7 protein-coding genes and 1 pseudogene are annotated in these 11998 nt (G+C 61.0%); 1 reads left to right on the forward strand and 7 read right to left on the reverse strand.

The annotated features are described in order from the left end of the window. Positions 1–207: 207 nt before the first annotated feature. From ACI38B_RS03700 to ACI38B_RS03710, 3 genes are read right to left on the reverse strand one after another with little or no spacing between them, the layout of a single operon-like run. Entirely contained in the window at positions 208–4341 is a 4134-nt protein-coding gene (locus ACI38B_RS03700; protein ID WP_439729571.1) for a lipid II flippase MurJ, read from the reverse strand. Next, positions 4338–6617, reverse strand: coding sequence for a DUF6049 family protein (locus ACI38B_RS03705; protein WP_439729572.1), 2280 nt, complete (start codon positions 6615–6617; stop codon positions 4338–4340). The genes ACI38B_RS03700 and ACI38B_RS03705 overlap by 4 nt, the downstream gene beginning before the upstream one ends. Positions 6618–6619: 2 nt before the next feature. Next, a complete protein-coding gene (locus ACI38B_RS03710) occupies positions 6620–7270 on the reverse strand; it encodes an NUDIX hydrolase (protein ID WP_026650702.1) in 651 nt (216 codons plus the stop codon). Between the two features lie 85 nt (positions 7271–7355). Here ACI38B_RS03710 and ACI38B_RS03715 point away from each other — a divergent pair, with 85 nt between their 5' ends. Next, complete coding sequence (locus ACI38B_RS03715; RefSeq protein ID WP_029576267.1) at positions 7356–8774, forward strand: CCA tRNA nucleotidyltransferase; 1419 nt, start codon at positions 7356–7358, stop codon at positions 8772–8774. A gap of 257 nt (positions 8775–9031) precedes the next feature. Here ACI38B_RS03715 and ACI38B_RS03720 read toward each other — a convergent pair whose 3' ends face one another. From ACI38B_RS03720 to ACI38B_RS03735, 4 genes and pseudogenes are all read right to left on the reverse strand, one after another. After that, positions 9032–9655, reverse strand: a complete 624-nt coding sequence (locus ACI38B_RS03720; protein ID WP_439729573.1) for a LytR C-terminal domain-containing protein — start codon at positions 9653–9655, stop codon at positions 9032–9034. Positions 9656–9687: 32 nt separating this feature from the next. Further along, positions 9688–10614 carry a 4-(cytidine 5'-diphospho)-2-C-methyl-D-erythritol kinase gene (locus tag ACI38B_RS03725; protein ID WP_439729574.1) on the reverse strand — a complete coding sequence of 309 codons (927 nt, stop codon included), beginning with the start codon at positions 10612–10614 and terminating at the stop codon, positions 9688–9690. Then, positions 10611–11567 carry a 16S rRNA (adenine(1518)-N(6)/adenine(1519)-N(6))-dimethyltransferase RsmA gene (gene rsmA / locus ACI38B_RS03730; RefSeq protein ID WP_404441205.1) on the reverse strand — a complete coding sequence of 319 codons (957 nt, stop codon included), beginning with the start codon at positions 11565–11567 and terminating at the stop codon, positions 10611–10613. Before rsmA ends, ACI38B_RS03725 begins: the two co-directional genes overlap by 4 nt. Before the next feature lie 50 nt (positions 11568–11617). Continuing rightward, positions 11618–11998, reverse strand: a pseudogene (locus ACI38B_RS03735) (G5 domain-containing protein); the annotation flags it as partial.

An 11998-nucleotide genomic window follows, 5' to 3' on the forward strand; every position in this document is an offset into this window, starting at 1 on the left:
TTGTGCTGTCAGCGCAGTGGCGAGACATCCGGCAGATGGCGGAGCAACGCAGGACCATAGTCGCGGCAACGGCGTCGACAACTATCCGAAAACAAACCGGGGCGGTCGTCCGCAACAACGCGCAGACAACCGCCCCGGAGAGGACGCCTCCGGCAGCTATAAGAGCAGCTATAAAACAGCCGCAAGAACTGCCGTGAAGGCCAGCCCTTAATACAGCTGGACCGATTTGATATACAGCTGATTGCCGGGCAGACTATCCCTCGGCACCCACATGAGGAAGTCCTGGCTCTTCACCGTCTTCGTGAGCTTCACATCGGTCGTTCCGCTCGCGTCGAAGGAGAACTGGGCGACCTGCTCGCCCTGCGTCGGATCCGCGGTCGTATTGGCATACAGGTAGCCGGTGCCGCCGGAAGACCTGATTGACACCACGAAGCGGTACACGCTTTCCGGCTCGCTCAGATGCATGTAGTAGCCGTAGCCGTCCTGCCCGCCGGGCTTGGTGAGGAACTCCTGCTTATCAATCGAATACGGGGTGTTATTCTCCGGAACCTTGGGCGTCGGCACGGCGGAAGCGTCCTTGTCCTCGGTGATGACGCTCGACTTGTCCGACTTGTCGGACGAGCCTGACGATGAGGCATCACTGGTAGGCGTGCTGCTACCGAACGGTACCTTGTCAAGATTCTGGGATGGCCATGCACTCGACTGCTTCGCGGCGCCGAGTGTGCTTCCGTCGGAAAGGCTATGCAGGGCGAGTCCGGCTGCCGCCGCAACCACCACAATGACGACAACAATCGCCACAACCTTCGTGCTGAACCGGCCGAACAGCTTCTCATCCGCAACATCGTCCTGGGTGACCGGATTGTAGTCTTCGTGCGTTTCCTTCTCCGGTTCCACAGTCGGCGTGAAGCTCGGCGGGCGGCTCACCGGAGTGTTGGCAGCGAGAATCTGCGTCTGTTCGTTCTCCAAGGCGCGTCGTGATTCGTCACCGGGGGGAACCGGCACCCCGTTCGCATCGTACACAGGAATCCTGCTCGTTGATTCATTCACCGACGGCGGCTGCAAACGATGGGCGTTCTTGGCCGCCTTGCGTGCGAAATCGAATCGCATTGTCGCCTGGGTGTCGGTATACGGGCCGGACGCCGCGTTGAAGTTCGGGAAAATCGCGTTATCCGGGTCGGGAACGGACGGAGCCATGATATTGGCCACTTCCGCAGCGGCGATGTCATGGAAATCGTAGTCGCTGCTGTCAGTGACTTCAGGATGGGGAATGGTCTGCCTGTTGGGGTTGCGGGGAACCGCCTGGCTGTTCTTCATCCATTCGGCCGATTCCTGCTGCATCGCCTGCTGGATAGCCTGCTGGCGGGCGGCAAGGGCTTCGGCATGGTTAGTATTATCGGCGTTGTCGCCGCTAGTGCCAGGGGTCGCTGCGGACGAAACCGGCAGCACACTCGCCTGGGCGGCTTGTGCATACGAATGCTGTTCGAAGGACGAGGACAGATCCTGCGGGAAATCAAGAATATGCCCGGGATCAGGCGTTTTCAGCGCGGCGTTGGCGATGGAGCATTCGGCGTCGATGCTTGGCAGGGCGATATCGCTGTTCTGCAGGTGCGACAATGGCTCCCAGTCGCCGAGCAGCGCGGAAAGTTCGGCGAGCGACTCCATGGGGACGATACTGCCGTTCCCATCGGATTCCAAGCCGCGATGGCAGATGAGCCGGAATTCGCCGGGCACGTCCGGGCCGAGCTTGGACAGATCGAATTGGGTATCCACCGATGAGGGGGTGCGGGTGATCAGGGCATACAACACGGCCGCGAGTTGGCGGGTCGCCAGGCGCTCGGCCCCGAGCCCTTCCGGAGCATGCGACGTGTCGGCGAGCATCGGGCTCAGCGTCGCGTCGGCGAGCTGGATCCCGTTTGCGGTCAGACGGATGGTGTCGGTGTTCAAGGCGTAGTGTGACAGCCCGTCCACCAAGAGCTGACGCATCGCGGATGCGGTTTCGCCGAGAATCGACCGCATAGCCGCATGGCTGAGGGTTCCTGACGCCGGCCCGTGGAAGTAATCGGTCAGCGACAACCCGTTATCCACAGCGGTGATGATAATCGACACGTCACCGCGATGCTGGAGTTGAAGGACCTGTGTGAAACGGCGGTTGCGCGACAGGGCCAAGGACGATGCAATCGCGTCGACCTTAGCGATTGCATCTGCGTCGGTGACGATGTACAGCTGGCAATCACGCGCGAGGACACGGTCGTTTGCCTTCCACGCTTGCAGGCCGGGTTCGTCACGCAACAGTGACACCAACGTATACCGGTTGATAACGGTATCTCCCAGTTGAGGCTTCATAGTTCCTTCGGCTCCATAACGAGAAATTCGCGTGCTCGCGGGTGATGTAATAGTAGTCATTCTAACGACTGGAGTGGTCGAAACGGCGGCGGGTACTGCCGTGTCTTGCGCGGAATCGGCTTGCGGACCGGTTCGAGGGCGGTCAGGGGCGCGATTGCCTGGATTGTCTGGTTCGTCCGGTTCATCTGAATCGTTTGGTTCGTTCGGATTGCCGGAGGTGACCTGCTCTTCGGTGGTGTTGGCGGAATCTGCAGAGTCGTCGGCAGTGTCGCCGGCAGACTGTTCGCCATCGGCATTCGCTGCATTCGGGGCGCCCGCCGCATTACCGGACCGCCGGGATGCGACCCGCGCCTTGAGCGATGACAGCATCGTGACCAGTTCCTCGGTGTGCATGCCCCACAAGGCGCCCAGATAGACCGCGATCACCACGATACCAATGACGACGCACACGCCGACGGCTTGCAGCCAGTTCATATGTCCGCCTGAAGGGGTGAGTTCCGCGCCCAGCAGGTGTTCCACAGGACCGCGCAGCCATAGACCGACAATCGCCGCGGCCACCGCTGCGGCAGTCGCCTTGATGTAAGACAAGGCGATACGACGGCCGTCCAGACGGTTCTCGAAGCGTTTGCGCAGCATCCACACCAGCAGTGGGAAGGACAGTGCATAGGCCAACGTGACGGCGACACCGCGCATCAACGTCCAATCCAGAGGGGAAAGCACCTTGGTAGTGATTAGCAGGGTGAGCATCTGGATGCTGAGCTGGACGGCCATGAAAATGAACGGGGAACGCCCGTCCTCGAAGGCATAGAACGTGCGTTGGATGATCAGATAGGAGCTTGACAACGGCAGCGATAGTGACAGCGCAATCATCGGTCCGGACATCAGCTGTGCCTCGCCCACGCTGATCGAAGGCAGCAACGCGAGCGAAATCGGGACGGACAACACGACGAATACCGCGGAAAAGAAACTCATGAGCATGGTGACATTGCGCAGCGCATCGCTCAGATCATCGCGGGCTGTGTTCAGATCATTGTCAGCAACTGCTCGGGAAACCCTCGGGAACACTGCGGTTGCCACCGACACCGCAATCAACGAATACGGAAGAATGTAAATCGTGAACGCATTCTGGTAGGTGGCATTACCGGCGACCAGTGTCTCATCGATGCCGAACAGCTGATGCGCACGCAGTGGGGCGTTCGTGGTGATACGGGTCGAAATGATGGTCAGCAGCTGGTCGATGCCGACAATTCCCAGACTCCACGCGGCCACCGAACCCATCGAGCGCAAGCCGATGCCGTGGACCCCCCAACGCCAGCGGTATCGCAACCCCAGTTTGAACAACGGCAGGAACAGTACGAGCGCCTGGACGGCCACGCCCAGCGTCCACGTGCCGGCGGTCAGCATGATCTTGTCCGTGGTCCAGAAGCTCAGCGGCTGCTTATCGGCCTTGCCGAACATCACAATGAACAGCGTGAATCCGGCGCAGCTGACGATATTCGCCGCGACCGAACTCCACGCGTACATGCCGAAATGGTTCTTCGCCGCCAGAATCTGGCCGAGCACGGTATACAGGCCGTAGAAGAAGATCTGCGGCATACACCACAGCGCGAACGCATTGGTCAGCGCGAGCATGTCCTTGCCGCCGTTCGCATACAGATGCGTGAACGCGGGAGTGGTGGCGGTCAGCAGCATCATCGCGATTGTGATGCCGGCCAGCAGCGCGATGGCGAAGGTGATGAGCTTGTTGAGCCGGTCCTCGGCGTCATCCTCTTTGAGCGTGCGCACGATTTGGGGAACGAGCACCGCGTTGAAAATGCCTCCCGAAATCAGCGTGAAAATCACCTGCGGGATCATCGAGCCGGCCTGATACGCGTTCGCGGCCATGCCGGTGGTGCCGACAGCCGCCGCGAGCAGAATCGTACGGATCTGGCCGGTCAGTCGGGAAGCCGCCGTGCCGACGGCCATCACGAAGGAATTATGTCCAACCGAGGAACTCATTCGTCAGGATCTTTCTTCCGATGGAATTGACGCCACAGGCCTACCACGCCGAGCAGAAAAGCTACGCCGATGAACGCGATGCCGGTCTTGTCACTGATTTGCAGGGAACTGGTGATGGTTGTCGTCTGGGCGGACGAGAACGTGGAGCCCTGACGGTCCAGAAGCGTCAGATGCACCGTGGTGGAACCAGAAGTCGCCACACGGATGGCGAAGGTGACCTGCGCCTCGCCGCGGGCGGGAACCGTGACATCCGCGTACCGGCTGGTGACGATCTCCATGGAGTCGGTCAGCGAAGACACTCGGACACGCACCGGATACGGGTTTGCGTTCGTCACCGTGACCGGCATGCTTGCCGTTTCGCTGACCACGGTGACCGTATCGGTCGGGGTGATGGACACGTTGTTGAGCAGCGTGGTCGACAAACCGGTCGCGGCATCGCCCATTCGCTGGATCACCGCCGCATTGCCGGACAGCGCAAGCAATCCCATACGCGATTGCAGGGAATTCAGGCAGGTCATCCATGCGGAAGGGCCTTTCGCGTTGTTTTCGGCGACCTTCGAGGCGTCATGCCGTGCTAGGGATTGCTCGTCACCGCTGTTCGACGTGCTTGCGGTTGCGCTTGCGGACGGCGACGACGACGGATTGGAATACAAGACATATTCCTTGAACTGGCTCAGACTCCTCGCGCTCGCAGTGAACGTCGACAACGCGGCCTCAAGGCGTTTGCGCGCCGCGGCGCTGATGCCGGAGCTTTGGGGCACGATGTCAGCCGCCTCGTCGCCGCTGAGATAGGCGTCCGAAGCGATGAGGGTGTTCAAGTCGGTGAGATTGAGCCATGTGGATTGTTCGACGGCGCTCATCAAGGTGTCGATCAGCGTGGTTGACGCTCCGGGCTTGAGACACACCAGCAGGTTGCGGGATGTATAGGGTTGTTCCATTTGGTAGAACGCGCTTTGTGCGACAAACCGCGACAGGCGTCCCGCGTCGCTTGTCTCGCTGTCTGCCTCGCTGCTGGTCGCCTTGCCTTGGGCGAGGCCGCTCAGCTCCTGCTGGGCGGTGAGGACCGTCACATCGCCGGAATCCGTGGGAACGACGTATTTGCCCGTGTGGACCGTCCCGGAAGTGTCGGCGTCATAGCCGGAGGTGGCGATAACCGTCGAATACCCCTGTTGACGCGCGATATTCAACGCCTGACGGGTCCAACGGCCGCTGCCTTGCCACGCGATGATGGTATGCGTCGCGTTCGTGTTGCCGACCGCCGAACGGTAGGCGGCCATGCTTGCGGAGGCATCCCAATCGGCGGATTTGACGCCGGCGGACTGATAAGCGTCAGGAGCGTCCAACGCTGCGTACCCGGTGATATCGAACATGCCCGGCTGGGCGATTGCCGTTGTCTTCGCGGGGATGGACATGGATTGCAGATACATGGGGTCGGCGACGACTTGCAGCTTGGCGTGCTTGGCGACGAGCTGGGATTCGGCGCGTTCGCGTTTGGCTGCGTCGGTGCCTGTGAAGGTCGCGTCGGCCACCGAAGACGAGTTCAGCCATGAGTGTTCTGCGTTGACGATATTGGACACGATGGTCGTATTGCTCTGCCAGGCGGTTGAACTGAGAGGCTGGACGATCGTGATGTTCATCGCCGGCGTGTCGGCCGTTTTCAGTCCGTCGGTCGAACGGGTCAGGAAGGTATGCAGGGAGGCGCTGGCCGAGCCGGATGCCGACGTATAGGAGATGCGCACCGGCTTGGGCCCCCAACTGGTGATCGAGGCCAGCTGTTCGGCGGATGCATCCACATCGACGTTCACCGTCGCGGTGCCGTGGGCGGCGATGTTGCCGACATCGATCTGGGACAGCTGGCTGGTCATGGGGATGCGTGACTGGCCTTGCGCCCAATCCTGGATATCAGTGCGCGAAACGAAGGTGTACAGCGCGTTCGCGGCGACCGTCAACGTGCCATCACCGGTGGCTACGCTCGACGTGTTCTGCAAGGTGAGTTGCAGATGATAGCCGGATGAGGCGGTGACCACCGGAGTGGCGCTGTCGATGCTCATCGAGATTGAGGAGTCGCTCTGCCGTGGCGTGGTGCGCGAGGAGGCTTTCGAAGCGGCTGCCGAGGTGGGCTTGGATGATGCGCCGGCGGCGTTCGCCACACTCGCGTCTGCGGCAGCATACCCGAACATCGAAGGCACGACGACGGCGAGGATACAGGCGACCAGCAGGCGCAGCAGACGCTGCATCCGCGCCGACCGGACGCCATGATGTGCGGGGTAGTTCAACGTTATGCCTGCCTGTTCAGTTTCCTGGCGTAGAGCCACGCGATCTTGCGTTCATTAGGATAGCTGAGCACATTGTCCAGATCCTCGAACTTCACCCAGATCGCGTCCTCCGCCTCATGGTCGGGGTCGCCGGTTACCGTCAGCTCACCGCTGATTCGACGAAGCGCATAATGGTGCACCAGCTTGTGCACGCGTTGGTTGGTTCCGGTGAACCAGTAGTCGATTGTGGCGATGGAATCCACTACCTCACCGAGGATCCCCGTTTCCTCATGCACTTCACGGACCGCGGTCTCTTGCGGCGTTTCGCCCTTCTCAATATGTCCCTTCGGCAGGCACCATTCCAGATGCCCGCTGCGTGAATGCCGGGCGATGATCGCGACACGGCCGAGTTCGTCGAACACGAGTCCGCCAGCGGAGTACTCTCTGACGACCGGGAGTTCCTGCGCGTCCAGGGAGGCGAACGTTGCAGGCGTGTCACCGGTCCTGCGGTGAGGCATCAAGGCGGGAGTAGGAGTTCCCGGCTCGATATCCTGGTATTGCACGGGTTTTTCCGATTGCGACGTGTACATCAGCGTGTCGGGCGACGGGCCCATTTGGGTATGCTTATCCGCAGCATTGGCGAGCATGCGCGCAAAGTCTGCGGGAGTAATCATGTCTTCCACCTTACTCAAACCAATGTGCAGGTGGAGTAACGGTATGCTTGGAGGCGTAGAAAGTGCTGAATCGAAAGGGCGCGCGTTGAATTTCGAAGTCTGGCCAGAAGCGATAGAGCTGGGTCATATGTTCGCGGATGAAGGCTATGAGCTGGCTCTCGTGGGAGGTCCGGTACGTGACCTGCTGTTGCATCGCAAATCCCACGACCTTGATTTCTGTTCGTCGGCCAGGCCTGAGCAGTTTGAACATATCCTGCGGGCATGGGGACACGACGGTTTCTGGGATATGGGCCGCAAATTCGGCACGCTCGGCGCCATGCGCCGTCGGCCTGACGGCACGCCGGTACAGGTCGAGGTGACCACGTACCGCAGCGACACGTATGATCCGGATTCGCGCAAACCGGAAGTCAATTACGGCGATTCGCTGGAAGGGGATCTGTCGCGGCGCGATTTCACGGTGAACGCCATGGCGTTGCGCGTACCGGATCTGGAGTTCGTCGATCCGTTCGGCGGCGCGAACGACTTGGCCAAGGGCGTGTTGCGCACGCCCGTCGATCCGCGTCAATCCTTTGATGACGATCCGTTGCGCATGATGCGCGCGATTCGTTTCGTCGCCCAGCTGGGATTTAGCATCGAGCCGGAGACCGCGCAGGCGATCACCGAAATGACCGAGCGTATCCGCATCGTCTCCGCCGAGCGCGTACGCGACGAACTGGTCAAAATGCTGCTGTCGACCCGGCCGCGCGCCGGAGTGGAGGCGCTGGTGGAATCCGGGCTTGCCGATATCGTGCTGCCGGAGATTCCCGCGTTGAAGCTGGAAATCGACGAACATCACCGGCATAAGGATGTCTTTGAGCACACGATGATCGTACTCGACCGTGCGGTTGCGCTGGAAACTGGCCCGGACGGCCCGGTCCCGGCCCCCGACCTCGAGTTGCGGCTCGCAGCGCTGCTGCATGACATCGGCAAGCCGGCGACCCGTAAGTTCGAAGACCATGGCAAGGTCAGCTTCCATCACCATGACGCCGTCGGCGCAAAATTGACGCGCAAACGCCTGCGCGCCCTGCATTTCGATCATCACATCGTCCAAGATGTGAGCGAACTGGTGAACATGCATCTGCGTTTCCACGGGTATGTCGACGAACCGTGGACCGATTCCGCGGTCCGCCGCTACGTGCGTGACGCAGGGCCGCTTTATGAGCGTCTCAACCGTTTGACCCGCGCTGACGCGACCACGCAGAACAAGCGCAAGGCTCAGATGTTTTCCGACGCCATGGACGAAATGGAACAGAGGGTCCGCGACCTCAAACAGCGTGAGGACATCGAGGCGATCCGCCCTGAGCTTGACGGCAACGAAATCATGCAACTGCTGGGTCTCGAGCCCGGGCCCCAAGTGGGTGTCGCCTACCAGCACATGCTGGAATACCGGTTGGATAACGGTCCGGTTGGCCATGAAGCGGCGGTTGAAGAACTCAAACGTTGGGCCGCCGCGCAGAACGCTTGAGGTGATGTGAGAACGGGCGTGGCAACGCTGGAAAGGGTGCGTGTCATCATTGTCATGCCGCGTGATGCTGTGGCATGCCGCGCCCGAGTCTTTTCCTGTGCCTAGGTCTTTACCGTGCCCACGCCTTTCCCGTACCTGGACTTTCTCCGTACCCAGGTCTATTTCTACAAACTGGTTATGCTGAGTGCGTTCCCAGCGTAACCAGTTTGTGAGAGTGGGGAAGCGAGGAAAGCAGGTGCCGACTGGCGTGTGCGCGGTCAGTTCACCGCGTCATGGGCCAAGGCCTTGGGCAGGTTCGTCATCTTGCTGCTATCGAGACAACCGCTGATATCGGTGATTTTCGCACCCTTGCCCAGCACCTTCGACTTGGTTTTGAGATTGTCGAAGGTGGCGCCGAGCACCACGTCGATGAGCTTGTCCTGACGGTCGTCCATCTTCATAACTGCATCGGTGAAGTTGTCGTTGAGCGTGTACGCTTCGTTGATGGTGTTCTTGCCGTAATAGATGATGGTCCGCTTGACGTCGGTCTTCTGGTAGTTCGACACGTTCTCCACGGTGAACCCGCGATTGGTGAGCGCTTCGCCGACAGCGCGCGCAAACCCTGAATGCTGGGTGCCGTTGAGCACGCGGACGTGGACGGTCGAGTTGTCAACATATTTCGCTGTTCCTGATGAATCCGGAACAGCGCAGGCGGCGGAGACGCCATAATTCGGCAGCGTCTCGGCGGTTGACACCGAGCCCAGACCGAATACATGGAACGAGAACAGCAGGGCGATGATCAACGCAATCACCATGCCCATGATGGTGAAAGTAAACACCGCGGTCTGACGGTGGCGCACATAGGCTTTGCGTGCCGCGCGTTCATCATAGATTCCGGTCATAGCATCCTCTTCGTTCCTGTATCCATCTCACTCTACCGGCAATCGCTGACTCCACGGGCGACATGGATCCGCGGCACGGCCGGTGCCTGTGCTTCGATGATTCGATCGACGGCATTGCCTGCGCGCCACGACTCGGCGACCGCCGACAGCGCGCGGGAATTCGGCACGAAAGCGACGACGGAAGGTCCTGAACCGGATACGAATACATGGGTCGCTCCGGCTGCGATCGCCAAGTCAATTGCCGTGCCGCTGCGTGGATGAAGCTGCACCGCAGCATACTGCAAATCGTTGGCCGGCTTGACGTCGCCGGTATTGTGCCGCCCGTCGCCAATCCGGTCGAACTCGGCATACACACGGGGTGTGCTGAGCTGCGAATCGTACGCACCGACGAGCACCAAACCCGCGAATCCTTGATTGCGCAGCTGCATTGCGGATTCGCTGTCCGGCGGTATCGGGGTGATGCGCTCACCGAATCCGGTACCGTGCGCATATCCGCCGGTCAGGCAGAACGGCATGTCGGCGCCCAGTGTTGCTGCGACCTGCTGCAAGCGGTCAATCGGCCAATGCAGATCCCACAGCGTGTCGAGCGCCAGCAGGGTCGCCGCGGCGTCCGCCGAACCTCCGGCCAAACCTGCTGCGACAGGGATGCGCTTGACGATATGCACGTCGACATCGGGGTTATGCCCGCTCGCCTGCGCCAACGCGTTGACCGCGCGCACGGCATGGTTGTGGCTGTTGTCGCCGTTGCCTGCGAGGTCGGCAAGGTCTGCAAGATGCTCCCCGTCCATCGACAGCCGTACACCGCCGCCGGGTTGCGTGGGGGACACGGTGACCGTGTCGTAGACGCCGAGCGCGCAGTAGATGGTGTCAAGCTCGTGCCGTCCGCCCCAATCCGCATGTTTCGCGCCCACATGCAGGGTGATATTGGTCTTCGCGGGGCAATCCACGCTCACCTTCATGCTGATGCCCGCTCTCCGACGGTGCTGGTGTGCGCGGTGCGTGCGACCGTAAGGCGTGTGAATTCTTCAATGGTCAAGGTCTCGCCGCGTCGGGTCGGATCGATGCCGGATGCTGTGAAGGCCTCCGGGGAAACCATGTGTTTGAGGGCGGCGTGCAAGGTCTTGCGCCGCTGCCCGAAGGCGGCATCGACCAGTGCGAAGACATCGTCGCGCGCGACCCCTAGGCTGGAGGCCTCCGGCAGCTGCCCGCCGGGATATCGGGTGAAGGTCACCAGCGCGGAATCGACGTTCGGAGCCGGCCAGAACACGTTGCGGCCAATCATCGCCGAACGCTGTGCGATGCCGTACCATGCGAGTTTGACGCTGGGGGTGCCGTAAATCTTGCTTCCCGGCTTTGCGGCGAGCCGGTCGGCGACCTCTTTTTGCACCATGACCGTGAAGCGGTCCAGTTGCGGGAAGCGTTCAAGCAGAGTCAGGATGATCGGCGTGGCCACGTTGTATGGGAGGTTCGCGACCAGCGTGATGTGCGGGGCTGTTGACAGCTCAGGCGTGTCCTCGGGGGTGATGCTCAGCGCGTCGTGGTTGATTACATGCAATCGGTCCGCGGCTTGCGGCATGAACTCCATGACGGTGTTGGGAAGGCGTTGTGCGAGGGGTGGGTCGATTTCAATCGCAGTAACATCGGTTCCGGCTTCCAGCAGCGCCAACGTGAGTGATCCGAGCCCCGGACCGACCTCCAACACGGTGTCGCCGGCCGAAACGCCGGATTCGTGGACGATTTTTCGGACGGTGCCCGGGTCGATGACGAAATTCTGCCCGAATTTCTTGGTCGGGTGGATGCCCGCCTCGGCGGCGATACGGCGGATATCCGCGGCTCCGAGCAGGTGCCCGGCATGTTCCGGGGCGTTGTTCTTCCGATTGTTCGCCGTCTGCGGGGGTGTTGTGGTATTCATTCGTGCTTCTTGTCGAGTTCGGTTGCGTGGTGGTCGGTGGAGGGAATCGATCAGTACCAGTTGAAATCTTTCCAATGCTGCCAGGCGACGGAGGGTTTGCCGTAACGGATGGTGATGTAATACAGGCCCCAGTCGATCTGGACCGCGCCGTCATCCTTCCAGTTTGCCCCGAATTGAGCCATTTTGCTGCCCGGCAGGGATTGGGGGATACCGTAGGCGCCCGATGTGGGGTTGCCGGCGGACCAGCGCCAACCGGATTCCTTGGTCCACAGGTTCACCAGGCTTGTCCACTCGTCGCCGGTCCAACCGCGTTGTGCAGCGGCGCCGGCGGCATAGGTCTGAGCTTGCTGGACGGTTGGGTGCCACAGTCTGGAGCCGGCCGCGGACGATCCGCTGCTGCTGGATGACCCACTGTTTGAAGATCCGCTGTT

Source organism: Bifidobacterium sp. (assembly GCF_051876855.1).
Lineage (GTDB): Bacteria > Actinomycetota > Actinomycetes > Actinomycetales > Bifidobacteriaceae > Bifidobacterium.

Excerpts from the sequence above, each read along its gene's own strand:
- ACI38B_RS03700 (WP_439729571.1), bottom strand. The coding sequence starts at position 4,341 with ATGAGTTCCTCGGTTGGACATAATTCCTTCGTGATGGCCGTCGGCACG.
- ACI38B_RS03710 (WP_026650702.1), bottom strand. The coding sequence starts at position 7,270 with ATGATTACTCCCGCAGACTTTGCGCGCATGCTCGCCAATGCTGCGGAT.
- ACI38B_RS03720 (WP_439729573.1), bottom strand. The coding sequence starts at position 9,655 with ATGACCGGAATCTATGATGAACGCGCGGCACGCAAAGCCTATGTGCGC.
- ACI38B_RS03725 (WP_439729574.1), bottom strand. The coding sequence starts at position 10,614 with ATGAAGGTGAGCGTGGATTGCCCCGCGAAGACCAATATCACCCTGCAT.
- rsmA (WP_404441205.1), bottom strand. The coding sequence starts at position 11,567 with ATGAATACCACAACACCCCCGCAGACGGCGAACAATCGGAAGAACAAC.